Below are 17580 nucleotides of genomic sequence, written 5' to 3' on the forward strand. Positions count from 1 at the left end.
CGGGCACGGGCACGGGCACGGGCACGGGCACGGGCACGGGCACCGAGCACGCGCACACCGGAGGGCCCGGTCTCCCCGCCACGGGGAGGCCGGGCCCTCCGTGCTACTGCTACTGCTACCGCTACTGGACGATCCTGAGCGCGATGTCCTGGTGCCCGAGCACGGTCTGGTCGCCGCTGCCGCGGTACGGCACCAGGGCCTGCGCCCTCAGCGGCATGTCCCCGGTCCCGTCCTTGGGCCCGATCGTCAGCCGGTAGGTCAGCCGCTTGCTCTGCCCCGGGCCCAGCGAGAAGACGTCCTGGTCCTGCGCCACCGCGTAGGACATGTCGCTCCCCCGGGACATCGCCCGGGCCGACCAGCCGCCGTCCGTCTGCACCTCCAGCTTGCCGTCGTTGGGCAGCAGCTGGCCGGCCGTGGTCGGCGTGCCCCCGTAGCGGTCCGTGAAGACCAGCGGCTGGACCTGGTCGTAGGTCCCCTGCCCGGTGTTCCGGAAGGTCACCGAGAAGGTGGCGACCGCGCTGCCGATCCGCAACTGCTGGCCGGAGCCGAGCCCGTCGATGCTGACCGCGAGGTCGTTCGGGCCGGGCCCCGCCGCCACCGGGGCCTGGTGGCCGCTCGGGTCCAGGCTGTTGACGATGGACGCCAGCCCGGGCTGGTAGTCGGACTTGAGCCCCTGCGCCGAGACGAAGACCTGGTCCTTGGGCAGGGCCCACAGCTGGGTCGTGAAGGAGTCGCTGCCGCAGGTGACCTGCCACTGCGACCTGACCGCCGGGCTCCCCGCCACGGTGACCGTGCTCTTCGTCGGACCGGCGCTGTTCATCTCCCCCGCCGCCGGCGGGTGCGGGTTGCCCCAGACCGGGCAACTGCCCTGGTGCGCCCAGCCGGCCGGGGCGTCCAGGTCGGCGGTCGTCGGCCAGGCACCGCCCTCGAGTTCGCCCGCCGAGCTGTAGACCGTGACCTGGACGCCGTACGGCGCGCACACGGCCGACGACCAGTTCCGCTGCGGATCCGACGGCGCGCCCGGGCTCAGCAGGCAGAGCGCCCGGTCCGAGAGCGGTACGGCCTTCCAGCCGGCCGGCACCTTCAACCTGACGCCGCGGAAGGTGTACGGCGTGCCCGGCCCGGTCGGCACGCCCGAGCCGGAGGAGGACGGGACGGCGTCGGCGAGCGGCCGGTCCGTGGCGGGACCGCCGGTCGTGGTGGCGGTCCCGTCGGGGGTGGGCGACGCGTCCGGGGTGGGGGTCGCGTCCGGCTTGGGGGTCGGGGGCGTGGTGATGCTCGCGGCCGGGGGCGGGGGGACGTCCTGCTTGGCGACCGGGTCGCCGTGGAAGGCGAGCAGGCCGATCCCCAGGGAGGCGGCCAGGGCGAGGATCGGCACAGCGGTCAGGTACACCGGGCGGAGCCTGCGGACCCGGCCCCGCGGGGGTGCGGCCGGGCGCAGGTCGTGGACGGTGATCAGGGACGCACGGGCGTCCATCGCCTCGCGGAGCAGCCGTTCGGTAGCGGTCTCGGCCGGCCCGCCGTCGTCACCGCCGCCCGGGCGGGAGAACTTGTCGGTCATCGAACCTTCTCCAGGTGCTTCTCCAGGGCGTCCAGGCCCCGGCTGGCAGTGGACTTCACGGCGCCCCGGGAGAGCCCCAGGGTCTCGGCTATCTGGGCCTCCGACATGTCGGACCAGTAGCGCAGCACCAGCACCTCACGCTGGCGGGGGGTCAACTCCTGCAGGGCGACGAGCACCCGTCGGTGCTCGTCGTTGAGCACCGCGTGGTCCTCGGCGGAGGGGGCGTCGGCCTCGTGCGGGGGCACGTACTCCCGGGCGGTCCTGCGGCGGCGCAGCATCGAGCGGGCGCCGTTGACCACCGAGGTCCGCAGGTATCCGAGCGCGTTGTCGAGGTCGTCCAGGTGCTCGCCGTGCCGCTGGTAGAGCTGGGTGAAGGCCTCCTGCACGACGTCCTCGGCCAGGTCCTGGTGGTCGACCAGCAGCACCGCCATCCGGACCAGGCCCAGCCGGTGGGCGTGGTACAGGTCGGTCAGCGTGGGCCGGTCCGCCGCGGGCCCGCGGCCGCCGCGCACCAGCCGGAAGCCGGCGCGGCGCGGCGCCGGCTGCTGCTCCGCGGCGGGCGTGGAGGCCGGCAGACCGACCTCCTGCGCACCGAACAGCGCGACGACCGCTCCGCGGACTCCCCGGACTTCCCGGACTCCGCGGACTCCACGTGCTCCGCGGGTTCCACGGGTTCCACGGGTTCCACGGGTTCCACGGACGGAGAAGCCGCGCCCCCACCGTGGCGCGGCGGACGGGCCGATGGCCATGGACATGTGCGGTTCTGCTTTCCCCCAGGACGGTGTGGCGGCGTGCTCGCCCGACCGTCAGGCACCTGATGAAGATCGTGATCGGGAGATCCTCGCAGCCGTGTTCCACCCGGATCCCTCCGCCCCCGTATTGATGGACGTGTGGCACGGGTGGAGGTTGCAGGGGGATTCGCGGGAAGTTCCCGGAGGGCCGCGACGACTACACTCACCGGCAGTTCCGCCACCCGTGAGCAGGGGGTTCGCATGGCCGAGCAGATCGCCGGACAGGTCACCCAGCAGGTTGCCGAGGATGTCGTCGCGGATGTCGCCGCGGATGGCGCCGAGGAGTTCGCCGCGGACCGGCCCGCCCGGCCGCGGCCGGTGGCCGTCGCCATCGGCCGCCGCCCGGAGCCCGTGCACGACCTCGCGGTGTACGCCTTCGATGGCATGGCACCGTTCGAACTCGGCGTGGTGGTGGAGGTGTTCGGGCTGGCCCGGCCCGAGCTGGGCGGGCTGCTGGCCGCGCCCTGGTACGGACTCAAGGTGTGCGCGGACCGGCCGGGCACGCCCCTGGACGCGGTGGGCGGCTTCGCGCTGACCGCCCGGCACGGCCTGGACGAACTCGCCGCGGCCGACACCGTCATCGTCCCCGGCGTACGCAACGCCTTCGGCGGCGAAGTCTCCCCCGGCCTGGTCGAGGCGCTGCGGACGGCGCACGAACGCGGCGCCCGGATCGTCTCGATCTGCTCGGGCGCCTTCGCGCTGGCCGCCGCCGGACTGCTGGACGGCAAGGAGGCGACCACCCACTGGCGGTACGCCGACCTGCTCCAGCAGCGGTACCCGCGGGTGCGGGTCAACCCGGACGTGCTGTACGTCGACCACGGCGACGTGTTGACCAGCGCGGGCAGCGCCGCCGGGATCGACCTGTGCCTGCACCTGGTGCGCCGGGACCACGGCGCCAAGGTGGCCAACAACGTGGCCCGCCGCTTCGTGGTGGCGCCGCACCGGGACGGCGGGCAGGCGCAGTTCATCGAGGCCGCGGTCCGTCCGGTCGAGGAGGACGAGGACGGGATCGCCCGCAGCATGCAGTGGGCGCTGGACCACCTGGCCGAGCCGCTCACCGTCTCGGTGCTGGCCCGGGCCGCCCGGATGTCGGACCGCTCGTACCTGCGGCACTTCACCGCCCGCAACGGCACCAGCCCGATGCGCTGGGTCGTCACCCAGCGCATCGCGGCCAGTCTGACGCTGCTGGAGTCGCCGGAGGGCACGGTGGAGGAGGTCGCCGCGGCGGTCGGCTTCGAGAGCGCCGCGACCTTCCGCCACCACTTCGGCCGGGTGATGCGCACCTCGCCGACCGCCTACCGGCGCTCCTTCGGGCGCGGGGTCGCCTAGCGGGGTCGCCTGGCGAGGTCACCTAGCGAGGGCGCCAGGCGGGGTCGCCCGACGGGGACACCCAGCGGGGCGCGCAGCGAACCCCCGCGCCGCTGCGCGCCCCCCGTACCGCTGCGCGCCCCCGTACCACTACGCCTTCTCGTGCCGGTCGGCGTTGGCGACGATGGCGTCGTGCAGCCACCGCGCCAGGCCGGGGGCCAGCTCCTCGTAGGTGGTGGTCCAGCGCTGGTCCTCGACGTACAGGCAGGCGAGGCCGCGGTGGATGGTGAACGTGCAGTCGTAGAAGTTCCGGCAGATGTGCTGCCGGTGCTCCTCGGCGAGGTCCATGGCCGCGGTGCCGTCGGCGGGCTCGCCGGCGGTGACGGCCGCGGCCAGACGGGCGTTGAGCCCGCTCGTCTCCTCCTGGATCCGCTGCCAGTCGGCCTTGGTGTAGCCGCCGGTGCGGCGCTGGGACTCGGCCCAGGCCTCGGTGTTCCCCCAGCGCTGCTCGGCCTCCTGCTCCCACTCCTCCTGGTAGCCCTCGCCGAAGATCTCGAACTTCTCCTCCGGGGTCAGCTGAATGCCCATCCTGCGTGCCTCCATGGCGTGTTCGACGGCTGAGGCGAGTTCCTGGAGGTGACTGATCCGGTCGGTCAGCAGTCGGTGCTGACGCCGGAGGTGCTCGGTCGGGCTGACCGAGTCGTCGTCCAGGATCGCCGCGATCTCCTCCAGGGCGAATCCGAGCTCGCGGTAGAACAGGATCTGCTGCAACCGGTCGAGGTCGGCGTCCACGTACCGGCGGTAGCCGGCCCGGGTGCGTCCCGCGGGGGACAGCAGTCCGATCTCGTCGTAGTGGTGCAGGGTGCGGACGGTCACCTTGGCGATCTTCGCCACGGCGCCGACCGGGTAACCCGCGTCCCCGTTCATCCGGAGCTCCTCCCTGGTGGTGACCACCACCCTCCGCTCTCACGTCGCGTGAGGGTCAAGCCGTGTTTCCCGGGAGGCCTCAGGCGTCGACCAGCTCCCGCTCGCGCCGCCGGGCGGCGCGCCGGCGGCCCTCCCCGTCCTGCGTCGGCGGCCGGGGCCGGCGGGACCGCTGGGTGGGCCAGAACAGCACGTACGCGGCGGAGACCACCACGAAGGCGAGCCGGACGAAGCCACGGGCCGCGTCGGACGGCAGGAGCAGTGTGCCGCCGTACAGCGCGGCCAGCGCGATCCAGCTCCACCACGGGACCAGCCGCTTCTGCCCGACCGCGTCCCAGAGCAGGGTGCCGAGCAGGATCGAGGCCGTGTAGTACGTGTAGACGCTCGGGTCGAGCAGGATCCGGGCGTCCGCCCCGAGCAGCACCACGGCCGGCCAGCGCCCCCGCCAGACGGCCACGCAGCCGAGGCCGATGCCGAGCGCGAACTGGGTCGGGCGGTCCCACCAGGGGGTGGCCGGGTCGGTGACCCCGAACCAGCGCAGCGCGGAGGCGGGCTGGTTCGGGATGGTGAACTTCGCCGCCGCCAGGGTGTCCAGGTTGCCCAGGTAGAACGGCAGCCAGGCGATCGCGACCAGCAGGCAGAACCAGAGCGCGGTGCGCAGCCAGACGGGCCGGGGCAGGGCCAGGATCAGCGGGGCGAAGGCGATCGCCCAGGGTTTGGAATCGACCGCCAGGGCCAGGAAGATCCCGGTCTGGACGGACTTGCCGCGGGCCAAGGCGTGCGCGGCGAGGGTGGTGAAGAACAGCGCGAGGACGTCGTCCAGGTGCGCGAAGCGGACCGAGACCTCGACCCACATCGGGATGAACGCCAGCCCGGCGATCAGCAGCCGCTGCTGGAGCCGGCGGTGGTTGGTACCGGTGCCGAGGTAGTACAGGGCGGCGGTGCGGCCGACCAGCACCAGCATCACCAGGCCGAGCCCGGCGCTCGCCGCCTCGGCGATCAGCTGGCCGGCGTGCGGCGAGAACGGGGCGGTGAGCCGGGCGGCGGCCAGGCTGACCGGGCCGATCTGCAGCTCGGGGTGGTGGGCGTAGAGCGAGAGGCCGCCGTCGGGCTGGCTGCTGAACAGCAGTTGTTCGCCCTGGCGCAGGTAGTGCCAGGAGAAGCCGCCGCTGGGCTCCACCAGGAAGAACCAGAGCACCGTCCACGCCGTCAGCAGCACGTGGTGTCGGCGGAGCGGTAGACCCGCGATCCGACCGGTCGTGGCTTCGTAGTCGGTGGTGGCCCGTGCCGTGCGATCTCCCCGCACCTGTACCTCTCCCCGCCGTTCCGCCCCCTCCGGCCGGACATCCTATGTGACGGAGGAGAACAGCCCGTTCCGCCCGGCGCCGCCGCCCGCTGGGGAGCGGCGGCACCGCGCCGTCGGGGACGGAGGTCCGTCCCCGACGGCGGTCGGGCGGCAGTGGGGTCCCTCAGCGGGAGCCCCTCCGGGTCGGTCCCGGGGCGGGCCCGGATCAGCCCTGCCGGCCGGCCTTGCGGCGGCGGAGCACCACGAGGGTGCCGACACCGGCGACCAGGACCGCGCCACCGGCGGCCGCGATCATGGTGGTGTTGTCACCGCCACCGGTGGTGGCGAGGGTCTTGTCGGCGTCGGCGGCGGCCGTCTTGGCCTTGGTGACGACGGCCGGGGTGATCTTCGGCGGGGTGACCTTCGGGACGTCCACCGGGAAGTCGATCGGCTGCTGCACGTCGGTGCTGCCGGCGGTCGGGGCCGGGGTGGTGGTCGCGCCGGAGTCGGTCGGCGAGGCCGACGGCGAGGCGGTGCCGGTGGCCGGGGTGGTCGGCGCGGGGGTGGTCGGGGCCGAGGTGGTCGGCGCCGGAGTGGTCGGGGCCGGAGTGGTCGGGGCCGTGGTGGGGGTCCCCGTCGTCGTGGCCGAGGGCGACGCGCTGGTGCTCGGGGTCGGCTTGCCGGTCTTGGTGGGGGTGGGGGTCGGGGTGGGCTTGCCGCCGCCACCGGCCTTGATGGTGAAGCCGGCGCCCTTGATCCCCTCGCAGCTGAAGTGGCCGTTGTCGGACTCGTCGTCGGCGTTGGCCGAGAAGACCACCGGGACGACGCCGGCCTTGCCCAGCGGGGTGTCCTTGGTGAAGGAGACCCGGACGTCGATGTCGATCCGCTTGCCCTGGGCGAGGTAGAGCAGCGCGTCGTCGGCGGGACCGCCGTCGTTCACGCCGCCGAGCAGGATCAGCACCGCGCTGTCGTCGCCGTCACCGCCGCCGGGCGCGATCGAGCCGGTCCGCCAGGTGCCGCTGCCGGGCAGCTGGTACTCGACCTTCAGGTCCTTGGCCTTGAGCGTGCCGGCCTTGTTCTTGAACTTGAGGAGCGGGAAGGCGACGAAGTCGTTCTCCGTCGAGTTCTGGATCCGGTAGGAGAAGACGCGGGCGTCACCGCCGGCGACGAAGGTGTTCGGGACGCCCCGCACCGAGAGGTCGAGGTTCTGGTGCTTCGCCTGCGCGGCCTGAGCGGCGGCGGACGGGGTGCCGGTGGAGCCGACGGCCATGGCGCCCTGGGCGCCGGTGAGCACCAGCGAGGACGTGAGCGCGGCGACGCCGGCCAGGGCAAGACTGCGACGTATGGACAAGGAGACCTCACGGAAGTGTCCGGGCGAGGCCCGGGCGCGAGGGGGCGGCCACAGACGCCGCTACTCCCCCGCGAAGCTGAAAGTCCGACGGAGAGTACCGAACGATTCGGCCACTTCGGAAGGCGGGTGCCCGGTTCCGTCGTACGGCCGGGCCCGGGGCGTCCGAATCGCCCAACTCCGTCCGCCGGTAGGGCTTTTGCACCCCGACAAGGGCGGCCGCAAAGTGACGGGTACACGCCCGGGAGGACGGTAGCGCACGGGCCCGGGTGGCGCGAATGCATCGGTCCGTGGCGGGGGCCGGGGCGGGGGCGGCGGGGCCCGGGGCGACGGTCGGGGTCGGGTCGCGTCGCGCGCGACGTCAGGTGACACCAGGTGGCGTCAGGTGGCGTCAGGTGGCGTCGGACGACGTCAGGTGGCCGACCCCGGCCGTCGTCGATCGGGTCAGCCCGCGAAGAAGGACTTGGCCGCGATCAGCGCCTGCTCGTCGCGCAGGACGTCCCCCGGGCGGGTGCCGTTGCCGATCAGCGCGCCGCCCCAGCGCATCCCCATGTACTCGGCGGTCAGTTTGAGGGTGCCGATCAGCGGCTGGACGTGCTCCTCGGTGCCGGCCAGCACGGTGACGTCCCACAGCGTGCCCCCGCGCATCCCGTCCCGGAAGTCCACCCCGGGCACCCGGAACCAGGCCGACCAGTAGTCGAGGTAGAGCTTGGCGCTGGTCGGCATCGTGTACCAGTACAGCGGCGCGACGAGGACCAGGTCGGTGGCCGCCAAGGTGGCCTCCAGCAGCGTCCGTTCGTGTCCAACCGGCTCCGGGTAGCGGCCGTCACCGGTGTGCCGCAGGTCCTGGAAGGGCGGCAGCGGGTGGTCGTCGAGCCGCAGCCACTGCTGCTCGGCGCCCTCGGGCAGGCTCGACTCGGCGGCCAGCCGGGCGAGTTGTGCGGTGTTTCCGTCGACGCGCGAGCTCGCGTCCAGGAACAGGAAACGGCGCGGCGCCCCGGCGCCGGACGGCTGGTCGGTCATCGGTACTCCCCCTGATCAGGTGCTGTGGACACCCGAACGAGCACCGGCGGACCGCCGGGTATTCCACCGCCCGCCCCGCTCCTCCCAGCTCCGGCTCCGACTCCGGAGCGGGAGTGGGCGGGAGCGGGGGCGGGCGTCGGTCAGTCCGGCAGCCCGGCCCGGCGGCGGGCGACCTCGGCGACGGCCGCCCAGTCCTTCTCGCCGTCGCCGTGCGCCAGCGCGTCCAGGAAGGCGTCCCGCAGGATGCCACCGAAGGGCAGCGGGACGTGCTTCGCGGCCCCGGCCTCCAGGGCCAGGCCGACGTCCTTGAGCCCGAGCGGCAGCCGGAACCCGGCCGGCTCGTAGCGGCGTTCGGCCACCATCGAGCCGTAGCCGGAGTAGACCGGCCCGGGGAAGACCGTGCCGCTGAGCATCTCGACCAGGTCGGTGGGCCGGACCCCGTGGGCCTCGGCCAGGCTGCACGCCTCGGCCATCGACTCGATCGCGCAGGCCAGCAGGAAGTTGGTGCTGATCTTGGCGGTGTTGGCCTGCGCCGGGCGGTCGCCGAAGTGCCAGCTGCGCTCGCCCATCGCGGCGAACAGGGGCTCGGCCCGGTCCAGCAGTTCGGGTGCGCCCGCCACCAGGAGGTTGAGCTTCCCCGCCGCCGCGGCCGGCGGGCGGCCGAGGACGGGCGCGGCGACGTAGCCGATGCCGTGCTCGGCGTGCAGTGCCTCGGCCCGCTCGGCCAGGGCGAGCGAGACGGTGGCCATGTTGACGTGCAGGGTCGCCTTCGCGCCCGCCAGCAGCCCGGGGTCGAGCAGCAGCCCTTCGACCGCCTGGTCGTTGGCCAGCATCGAGACCACCGTGTCGGCGGCGAACACCTCGGCGAGCGAGCCGGCCGCCTCGGCGCCCTGGGCCACCAGGGCGGCCACCGGCTCGGGCGAGCGGTTCCAGACCCGTACGGCGTGGCCGGCGCGCAGCAGACTGCCGGCCATGCCCTGCCCCATCGCGCCCAGCCCCACGAAACCGACCGTCGCCCCGCTCATCCGCGCACTCCGTTCGCCGCCGTCACCCGGACGTTGGTCCGTCCGGAATCGACTGTACGTCAGGGGAGTTCGGTGGGCCGGGGACGTCCGGGCCGGGGACGCTCGGGCCGGGGACGCTCGGGCCGACCCCGCCGCGCCGGCCGGGTGGCTACGTGACCCGGGCCAGGCGGCTACGCGACCCGGGCCGGGCGGCGGAGACGGTCGGCGGAGGCGCCGCGCTCCAGCTCGGTGACCACGCGGTGGCGCAGCAGCTCGTACTGGGCCTGGAGCCGACCGGGGCGGGCCGGGCGGGCGACCGGGCGACCGGGGCCGACCAGCTCGCCCGGGCCGAACTGCTCCCGGGTGAGGTCGATCTCGAAGCCGGTGGCGAAGCGGTTCCACCAGTGGAGGTCCGTCCGGACCCCGTCGACGTGCACCTCGCCCATCATCAGCTCGCCGCCGAGCAGGTCGTGCACCACCATGGCCGTCACACCGCACTGGCCGCGGGCGGGATTGTCGGGACGCCAGCGGGCCTGGTCCTCGGGCGCGCAGGTGTCGACACCCCAGGAGGAGCGGATCGCACGTTCGATGTCGTTGAGGGTCCACGCCGTCATACCGGGAAGCCTGCCACGCGGCACTGACAACGACACCGGCTTTTCAAAGGGTCACCGCCTGTTCTGCGGCGACCCTCCCCTTGTTCACCCGAACGAGTTCCACCGCGGGCCGTCGGCCGGGAGCACGGCGGGTGCCGGGTACGGGAGTTCGCCCGGCCGGTCGGCCCCGGCGGCGGGCCGGCCGACCGGAGCGGGTCACTTCGCCAGGGCGGCCACGCCGGCCTGCGCGAACTGCTCGTCCAGGTCCCCGCTGGGCGCGCCCGCGACACCGATGCCGGCGACCGGAGCGCCCTTGGCCTGCACCGGGGCGCCGCCCGCCAGGAACAGCGTGCCGGGGATGTCCTTGAGGTTCGGGGCCTGGGCCAGGCGCTTGGCCAGCTCCGAGGTCGGGGCGTTCCAGGAGACCGCCGTGAAGGCCTTGCGCTCGGCCGACTCCGGGGCCTGTGGGCCGGCGCCGTCGCCCTTGAGCAGCACGCGGGTGACGCCGTCCCGGTCGACCACGGCGACGGAGACGTGCTGGCCGGCCTTGGTCGCCGCGTCCAGGGCGGCCTGGGCGGCGCGGGTGGCGGCGTCGATGGTCAGGCCGGTGCTCTGGGCGAGGTTCTTGTTCTGGGTGTCGACCTTCACCGCGGCCGGCGCGGCCGGGGTCTCGGTGGTCTCGGCGCTGGCCGAGACGGCGCCGACACCGGCGGCGGCGAGTGCGGCGACGGCGACGGTGCCGGTCAGCACCCGGGTGCGCACGGAGGTCTTCTTCATGGTCCAGCTCCTCAACTCAACGGGACGGCGGGGCCGCGGGGTCCGCAGGGTCCACGGGGGCCGCGGCGGGTTCAGGGCCGGGCGGCGGGGGGACCGCCCGGCTCTGCTCCGATCCTCCGGCCGGAACCGGGCGCGCGGCATCGACGGTCCGGCGCGACCGTCCGGGCATGATGGGGGACGCCGGTGTCAACCGATCGGCTGATGCGGGACCGAGCCGGACGGGTCAGCATCGAGGGATCGGCGCAGGTCGGCGCAGGTCGGCGCACCGGGCGCCGGTCCTCACCGCTCCGCCCGACACTGCTCGGCCATCGGCCATCGGCCATCGGCCGGGCCCTGAGCACCGTCGGCCGAGCCCCAGCCGCGCCGTCGGCCGAGCCCCGTCCGGAGCCCGTACGTAGCCCCAGGAGCCCCCGTGCAGCAGCCCCGCCCGTCCGCCGGTCCGCCCCCGGGCGGGCTCGACGCCGGCGACCCGGACGCCGGACGGCTGGCGCTGCTGCTGGACTCCGCCTTCCTGCTGCTGCTCGCCGCCGCGCTCAGCCGCTACCTCACCCACCACGCCGGGAGCCCCCGGATCCCCTGGGTGATCGGGCTAAGCGCCGCCCTGGCCGTCGCCCAGCCGGCCGCCTCCTGGCTCGACCACCGCCGTCCGACCCCGCCGGGCCGGCCGCGCCGGTGGCCGCTGGCGCTGGTGGTCGCGCTCTGGGTGGTGCTGGTGCTGCTCGCGCCGAGCTTCGCCTGGTGCGCCGTCCCGCTGATCTACACCGGCCTGCGGGCACTGCCCGCGAAGGCCGCGATCCCGCTGGTCGCGGCCCTGACGCTGCTCGTGGTGATCGCCGAGGTCCGGCTGCCCGGCACCACGGACGCCACCCTCGTCCTGCTGCCGCCCGCGGTGGCCGCGCTGGCCACCGGGGTGTTCCTGTTCATGGCCCGGCAGGCCGCCCGGCAGCGCGCGCTGATCGCCGACCTGGTCCGCACCCGGCGCGAACTCGCCGCCACCGAACGGCGCGAGGGCACGCTCGCCGAGCGCGAGCGGCTGGCGATGGAGATCCACGACACCCTGGCGCAGGGCCTGTCCAGCCAGCAGATGCTGTTGCAGGCCGCCGACCGCACCTGGGACACCGACCCGGCGACCGCCCGTACCCACGTCCGCACCGCCGCCGAGGTGGCCGCCCGCAACCTCGCCGAGGCCCGCCGCTTCGTCCATGACCTCGCCCCGGCCGAACTCGCCGACGGCGGCACCCTGGACCGCGCGCTGCGGGCGCTGGCCGAACGGGAGTCCGCGGAGAGCGGGCTGCCGGTCCGCTTCCACCTGGACGGCGCGCCCGTCCCGCTGCCGGCGGCCGTGCAGTCCGCGCTGCTGCGGATCGCCCAGGGCGCGCTGGCCAACGTCCGGGAGCACGCCGGGGCCTCGGCGGCCGCGATCACCCTGTCCTTCCTGGGCGACCAGGCCGTACTGGACGTCGCCGACGACGGGCAGGGCTTCGACCCGGCGGCGGGCGGGCACCGCGCGACCGGCGGCACCCGCGGGTACGGCCTGCCGGCCATGCGCGCCCGGCTGCGGCAGCTGGGTGGCACGCTGACCGTGGAGAGCACCCCCGGCGAGGGCACCGTCGTCTCCGCCGCGATCCCCCTGGAGCACCGATGACCGCAGCGCGCACCCCGTCGAGCGACGCACCGGACGGCTCCGCCGCCGTCCGGCTGCTGGTCTGCGACGACCACGCGGTGGTCCGGGCCGGCCTGCTGGCGCTGCTCGCCAGCGCGGGCGACATCGAGGTGGTCGGCGAGGCGAGCACCGGGGAGGAGGCCGTCGCACTGGCGGCCGGACTGGCCCTGCAGGTCGTGCTGATGGACCTCCAGCTCGGCGAGGGCATCGACGGCGTGGAGGCCACCCGGCGGATCACCGCCGCCCCGGGCGGGCCGCACGTCCTGGTCCTCACCACGTACGACACCGACGCCGACATCACCCGGGCCATCGCGGCCGGGGCCACCGGCTACCTGTTGAAGGCCGAGCGGCCGGAGGAGCTGTTCGCCGCCGTCCACGCGGCCGCCCGGGGCCGGACGGTGCTCTCCCCGCCGGTCGCCTCCCGGGTGATGGCGCAGATGCGGGCGCCCGCGCCGCAGCTCACCGAGCGCGAGCAGGACATCCTCGAACAGCTGGCGCGGGGGCTGGGCAACCGGGAGATCGCCCGGGCGCTGTTCATCAGCGAGGCGACGGTGAAGACCCACCTCGGCCGGATCTACGACAAGTTGGGCGTGGACACCCGGGCGGGCGCGGTGGCGGTGGCCAAGGAGCGCCGGCTGCTGCGCTGACCGCGCCCCGGCCCGCCTGCCCCGGCGAGCCCGTCGGACCCACCCCTCCACTGCGCTGGGCACTCGCGCGGTGTCACTCCGTGCTGTCATGATGCATGGAATGTCGGCTTCCAGGCCGCGCGCTCCTCGCGTCCCGGGCGGGCGGTACGGCCTCGGGGCCGACCGCGGGCACCCCTGACGAGGTCACAACTGCCTGGTGGGACGCCCATCACACCGACCCGACCACATCGCCACGATTGTGGATTTTTCGTGGATCTCACTATTGACAAACCAACCACGCGGTTTGTTAGCGTGAGAACACGACGTCCCCGGGGGTGGGGACTCGCCGGGTCTGTGCGGACGCTCTCGCCGGAGAGTGGTGCCAGGGGGGAACGGCGAGGCTGCCGGGGTGTCGGGGGGAGCGGCAGCGCCGAAGCCGCGCGACGTGGCGGCGTGGAGCGGGTCCGGGGGGACTCGCTCCACGCCTCCCCCGTAACCCGCCCCACCCGTCACACCAGCGCGCTCCAGTACGCGCAGTGCACGTACGGCAGCGGAGCCGGATCGGGCTCACCCGCTCCCGGCAGTTCGGGCACCCGCTCCGAGCGGGCCACCCCGAGCAGGCTCGCGGTCACTCGGATCTCACCGAACTCACCGAAGCACAGCACCAGTTGGGAACCGTCCCGAGTCGTCGCGGCGACCCCGGGCCGGTCCCGCCCGGCGTTCAACGAGGTGATCGTCCACCCCCGCCGCCGCCACAGCCGCTCCACCGTGCCCGCCAGCTCCGCCCGCCGGCCCGGCGACACGACGGTCAAGAGGTCCCGCCCCCGGGTCACGTACCAGAGCACCTCGGGCCCGCGCCGCCCCGGCGCCGCCAACCGCACCCCCGCCCGGGGCACCGCCTCCTGCCACGCCGGCACCGGCCGGAGGGCCTCCACGGTCTCCCGCAGCAGCTCCTCGCACCGCTCCCCGGCGTCGAGTTGATCGACCGTCACATCCGGGGCCAACACCGGCCACCAGTCCGGCACGGCCACCGCACCAGCGCGGAAACCGTCCGGGCACCCCAGGTTCAGCTCGGCACCACCTGACTGCACAGGGCCCTCCGTACTCCCCCCGGCGTTCAACCCGGGCAGGCATTCCGTCACTCCTTGGACGGCACCCGGGCACGGACAGTTCCCCCGCCCGGGCCCCACCGCACCCCACCACCCGGCGCGGCCCACCCCCCACCCCACCCCAGCACGCCCCTGCCCCGGCCGCCCCCAAAACGCCGAAAGCCGCAGGTCAGATGACCTGCGGCTCTCGGTACGGAGCGGGCGACGAGAATCGAACTCGCGCTCTAAGCTTGGGAATCTTTGGGCCTTCGGGCCCAAAAGTACTCCTGACCTGCACCGATACCAGTGCGACCAGCCCTTCGGACGCCCTGCGCTGACCGCCGCTGCACGTCCTTCACCGCCCGTTCTGCCCCAGATCTGCCACGCGCCGCAACCGCACCAGAAGGACTTCGACAGATCGAATACGCATTCGATCAAATGTCGCCCTAAAGGTACAGACTTCGCTGGCGCCCGCTCGGAGGATGGTGCTGGGGAGATCAGCCCGCCATCCTTTCGAGGTCTGTCGTGTTGGGAGCCATCGCCGAGTGGAGTGTCCTCCTGATCTGGGGCGTCTCGCTTGTGGGCGTCCTACTAGAGAGGGTGCGAGTGGTCTTGGAAAGGGCCACCGGTGTCGTTCGCGCTTGGCGTGAACTACGTCGGGAAGTGCAGCCGCCCGCCGCCGACACGGACCGGCGAACGGCTGATCCATGACGCATTCGCCCGGACGGCTACCCGCATGGCAGGACTTGCCCAGCGTCTCGGAGCCCGGCAACGCCGTGGCACCAGGCAACAGCCGGTTCAGGCCGTAGAGTGCCAGACCGCACGGCGAACGGCGAGAATGAGACGACCGTCTGACCGTCGCACGCCGGTGGGGTGCGAGGTAGGCCATGACCACCTGGGACTGCACAGTCGCCGAACTGCGGACACCTGCGCAGCGCCGTGTGCTGCGGCGCCCGGTACGACCGCTCCTGGCACCGCAGCACACTCATCCGCGTTCCCGGTATCGACCCATCCGGTGGAACTGGCCGACGAGTGCCCGCGGCAGAGAGACATAGCCGAGGGCGCTCCCGCGACCGGTCCGGTCCCGTTCAGCGCGGCATCGACCTTGCGTGCTCCTGGCGCAACTGGGCCCAGGCCGCGACCTGGTCCGGCTCACCAGACGGAAGCTGCCCGCCGGCCCGCTCGACCAGCACCGACGCCGTAGCGATGAACCCCACCGTGAGCGATCGGAGGATCGGGTGGGTCGCCTCGTGGTACCGCCGCACGAGTTCGGCGACAAAGGCCTCCAGGACCGGGATATCGAGTTCGCACTCGTCCTCGATGATCTCACCGATTCCCGAATGCAGCCCGAAAGCAGATGCCACCGCCGCCGCCTCTCCGGTGAACAACCTGGCCACCGTGTTCGACGGATCCCACACGATCTCGTCCCCCACCTGGAAAGTACAACTCACTGCGCCCACCTAACTGATACATCCACGCCCGGATTGGCGGCTTTCCAATCCTCGACAGCTTGTTCAACCGCAGCCCTGAACTGGGGTGTTGCTCCCGGCTCCGTGAAGTCCATTCCGAGTGGGGCATTCTCGTAACCCTCAAGATAGGGACGAGCGCGGACATAGGAGTCGAGCTTCTTGACAACATTCTTCTGCACCCACTTCTGGGGGTCCATCCGCGGGTCCTGGCCAGTGGCCGTCTTCTCCTCCCAGAGGGTCCCGTTCTCCACCCGATCGATATCGGTGATCGTATCCGAAAGATCAGATGGATTGTCGACAACGTAGTTGGTGTCACCCTCCCGAGGGGGCCGGACGCGATTCGAGACAGGCTCGCCGCCGGTCTCTCCTCCGCCACCGCCACCGCCGCCGTCGGAGTTCATGTTGACCCGATCTGGACCAGCCGCGTCATGCATGATCGTGTTCAGACCAACGCCGGCCATCCCGAGACCGCCGGTGATGGCCACGGCTGAGATGACGTTGACCGGCACGCCCAGCACCGCCCCGATACCAGTGACGTCGAGGGCGAAGCCGCCGATCTCGCCGCCCGCGCCGAGCACGGCCAGGCCGAGCCCACCTGCCAGCTGGAGCACAGCACCCGGGTCATGCACCATGGCGTTGCCCACCGACGCGAGGTCGCCAAGAACCACCTCTCCGGCTTTCTCGACGAAATGTCCGGCATCGGAGAAGAACCCACCAATGTCGTCGCCCAGGCGGGACCAGAAGCCCGGCTTGGGCGGCGCCAGGTCACGGGCCTTCCCAACTTTGGAAGCTGCACTGTCACCAGCAGATGACAGTTGTTCTCTGGCACCGCGCAGCGTTTCACCCGCGGCTGCCTTGTCGCCGGAGTTCCACTGACTGACCGCTGTAGCTGCCTGGGCCTGTGCCCACACCAGAGTCGAGACATAGCTCTTGAGTGCGTCTGCGGCATCGTGAAATGCGTCGCCAGCCTGGAGCCACTTTCCCGGCTGCCCATGGAATGCGTGGCGGAAGGCGTCTCCGGCGTCTCCACGCCAGCCGTCAACCGTGTCGATCCGTTGGAGTCCGGCTCCTGCCTGATGCAGGTGGTCTCCATAGGAACGCAGTTCGGCCTCGGTCGCGTAGATCGCCGCCGGATTGCCGGGGACCAACGACTTCGGATCGCTCGTGGTCCCGAGTTCGGCCGCCATCAGCGCACTCCGGGATCGGCCCCGGGAGCCGTCACCATGTTGCCGCTCTGCACGACATGCTGGTGTGCGTCCTGCTCAGCCTTGGTGTACGCATTCACACTGAGCGTCAGCCGACTTCTGATCTCCTTGCCATCCTTGGCAAGGTTGTCCACACCACGATTCCATCGACTCAGGAAATCGGACAGCGTGCTCGCCAGGTGGCCATGACCGATCGCCGACGGGTCGTGGGGTATGTCGGCGACCTTCCGCTGGCTCACCTGCTCGAGAGTGCCATTCACGCCTGCGGCCGCCTCCCTTAACGCACCCAGATCTACCGAGTAACCGTCTTGCACCGCATCCCCCTTGCACCCTGCCGACATCACATCCCGCCCCGGCCGCTGTGGAACCCACCGCGGCGACCTATCCCATCCTGCGATGGGATGATCGAATCTTCTATCGATCAACTGCCAAATAGAGGTCAAGAGTTGTGAATCAGCACACCGATCAGGACAGCAGCGGTCGGCAGCAAGCCGCGCCCCCACCTTCACGGGGCACACAGCCTCGACGACTCGGCTCGCCACGGTGACAGTCGCTTCTCCCGAGCAGAGGATCGCCGCCAGCCCGGCTCACTGCCGCTAACGCCTCCATCGCCCCGAGAGCCGCCCTGCGGCTCGGCCCTCCAGGCGCGCAGCGATCGGAAGAGGCGTGACTTCAAAGATCACCCAGCCGCGTTCGGGCACGGATCTGGCGCGGGCGGAGTCGGATTGGTCTAGACAATGCGAAAGGCCCAGGTCGTTGACCTGGGCCTTTACTGCTGGAGCGGGCGACGAGAATCGAACTCGCGCTCTAAGCTTGGGAAGCTCATGTTCTACCATTAAACTACGCCCGCCTGATGAGCCGTCAGAGACTGCTCATTCCAGTGTCACTGTACCCCATCCGCGACAGTGGTTGCAC

Annotated in this window: 16 protein-coding genes and 1 tRNA gene; 3 read left to right on the top strand and 14 right to left on the bottom strand. The window is 72.6% G+C overall.

What is annotated here, in order from left to right; translation table 11 throughout:
- Nucleotides 1-121 precede the first annotated feature (121 nt).
- Both ACIQWA_RS22290 and ACIQWA_RS22295 read right to left on the bottom strand, forming a co-directional pair.
- Nucleotides 122-1561: a hypothetical protein gene (locus ACIQWA_RS22290; RefSeq protein ID WP_402484954.1), complete on the bottom strand. Its 1440-nt coding sequence runs from the start codon at nucleotides 1559-1561 to the stop codon at nucleotides 122-124.
- Entirely contained in the window at nucleotides 1558-2160 is a 603-nt protein-coding gene (locus ACIQWA_RS22295) for an RNA polymerase sigma factor (RefSeq protein WP_402485242.1), read from the bottom strand. The genes ACIQWA_RS22290 and ACIQWA_RS22295 overlap by 4 nt, the downstream gene beginning before the upstream one ends.
- Before the next feature lie 393 nt (nucleotides 2161-2553).
- Between ACIQWA_RS22295 and ACIQWA_RS22300 the strand changes: the two genes are divergently transcribed.
- Nucleotides 2554-3681: a helix-turn-helix domain-containing protein gene (locus tag ACIQWA_RS22300; protein ID WP_402484957.1), complete on the top strand. Its 1128-nt coding sequence runs from the start codon at nucleotides 2554-2556 to the stop codon at nucleotides 3679-3681.
- 129 nt (nucleotides 3682-3810) lie between these two features.
- Here ACIQWA_RS22300 and ACIQWA_RS22305 read toward each other — a convergent pair whose 3' ends face one another.
- From ACIQWA_RS22305 to ACIQWA_RS22335, 7 genes are all read right to left on the bottom strand, one after another.
- On the bottom strand, nucleotides 3811-4587 hold the full coding sequence (locus ACIQWA_RS22305) for a MerR family transcriptional regulator (protein ID WP_402484960.1): 777 nt from the start codon (nucleotides 4585-4587) through the stop codon (nucleotides 3811-3813).
- A 79-nt stretch (nucleotides 4588-4666) separates the two neighbouring features.
- On the bottom strand, nucleotides 4667-5890 hold the full coding sequence (locus tag ACIQWA_RS22310) for a hypothetical protein (protein ID WP_402484963.1): 1224 nt from the start codon (nucleotides 5888-5890) through the stop codon (nucleotides 4667-4669).
- A 205-nt stretch (nucleotides 5891-6095) separates the two neighbouring features.
- Nucleotides 6096-7220 carry an LPXTG cell wall anchor domain-containing protein gene (locus ACIQWA_RS22315; protein WP_402484966.1) on the bottom strand — a complete coding sequence of 375 codons (1125 nt, stop codon included), beginning with the start codon at nucleotides 7218-7220 and terminating at the stop codon, nucleotides 6096-6098.
- Nucleotides 7221-7661: 441 nt separating this feature from the next.
- The gene (locus ACIQWA_RS22320; protein ID WP_402484968.1) at nucleotides 7662-8240 is read right to left on the bottom strand and encodes a flavodoxin family protein; all 579 of its coding nucleotides are present in this window, start codon (nucleotides 8238-8240) and stop codon (nucleotides 7662-7664) included.
- Between the two features lie 140 nt (nucleotides 8241-8380).
- Complete coding sequence (locus ACIQWA_RS22325) at nucleotides 8381-9328, bottom strand: NAD(P)-dependent oxidoreductase (protein WP_402485244.1); 948 nt, start codon at nucleotides 9326-9328, stop codon at nucleotides 8381-8383.
- 107 nt (nucleotides 9329-9435) lie between these two features.
- A complete protein-coding gene (locus tag ACIQWA_RS22330; protein WP_402484971.1) occupies nucleotides 9436-9858 on the bottom strand; it encodes a hypothetical protein in 423 nt (140 codons plus the stop codon).
- Nucleotides 9859-10053: 195 nt separating this feature from the next.
- Entirely contained in the window at nucleotides 10054-10614 is a 561-nt protein-coding gene (locus ACIQWA_RS22335) for a heme-binding protein (RefSeq protein WP_402484974.1), read from the bottom strand.
- 412 nt (nucleotides 10615-11026) lie between these two features.
- Between ACIQWA_RS22335 and ACIQWA_RS22340 the strand changes: the two genes are divergently transcribed.
- On the top strand, nucleotides 11027-12259 hold the full coding sequence (locus ACIQWA_RS22340; protein WP_402484977.1) for a sensor histidine kinase: 1233 nt from the start codon (nucleotides 11027-11029) through the stop codon (nucleotides 12257-12259).
- Entirely contained in the window at nucleotides 12256-12924 is a 669-nt protein-coding gene (locus ACIQWA_RS22345) for a response regulator (protein WP_402484980.1), read from the top strand. The genes ACIQWA_RS22340 and ACIQWA_RS22345 overlap by 4 nt, the downstream gene beginning before the upstream one ends.
- A 488-nt stretch (nucleotides 12925-13412) precedes the next feature.
- On the opposite strand, the gene ACIQWA_RS22350 is transcribed toward ACIQWA_RS22345, so the two are convergent.
- The 5 genes from ACIQWA_RS22350 to ACIQWA_RS22370 form a co-directional block, all read right to left on the bottom strand.
- Nucleotides 13413-13994 carry a hypothetical protein gene (locus ACIQWA_RS22350; protein ID WP_402484982.1) on the bottom strand — a complete coding sequence of 194 codons (582 nt, stop codon included), beginning with the start codon at nucleotides 13992-13994 and terminating at the stop codon, nucleotides 13413-13415.
- Between the two features lie 1085 nt (nucleotides 13995-15079).
- Nucleotides 15080-15424, bottom strand: a complete 345-nt coding sequence (locus ACIQWA_RS22355) for a DUF6086 family protein (RefSeq protein WP_360227352.1) — start codon at nucleotides 15422-15424, stop codon at nucleotides 15080-15082.
- A 14-nt stretch (nucleotides 15425-15438) separates the two neighbouring features.
- Nucleotides 15439-16647: a putative T7SS-secreted protein gene (locus tag ACIQWA_RS22360; RefSeq protein ID WP_360227355.1), complete on the bottom strand. Its 1209-nt coding sequence runs from the start codon at nucleotides 16645-16647 to the stop codon at nucleotides 15439-15441.
- Nucleotides 16647-16904 (bottom strand): hypothetical protein, encoded by a 258-nt coding sequence (locus ACIQWA_RS22365; protein ID WP_402484985.1) that lies wholly within the window; start codon nucleotides 16902-16904, stop codon nucleotides 16647-16649. The genes ACIQWA_RS22360 and ACIQWA_RS22365 overlap by 1 nt, the downstream gene beginning before the upstream one ends.
- Nucleotides 16905-17441: 537 nt before the next feature.
- A tRNA-Gly gene (locus ACIQWA_RS22370) sits at nucleotides 17442-17515 on the bottom strand.
- Between the last annotated feature and the right edge of the window lie 65 nt (nucleotides 17516-17580).

This window comes from Kitasatospora sp. NPDC098652 (assembly GCF_044760155.1).
Lineage (GTDB): Bacteria > Actinomycetota > Actinomycetes > Streptomycetales > Streptomycetaceae > Kitasatospora.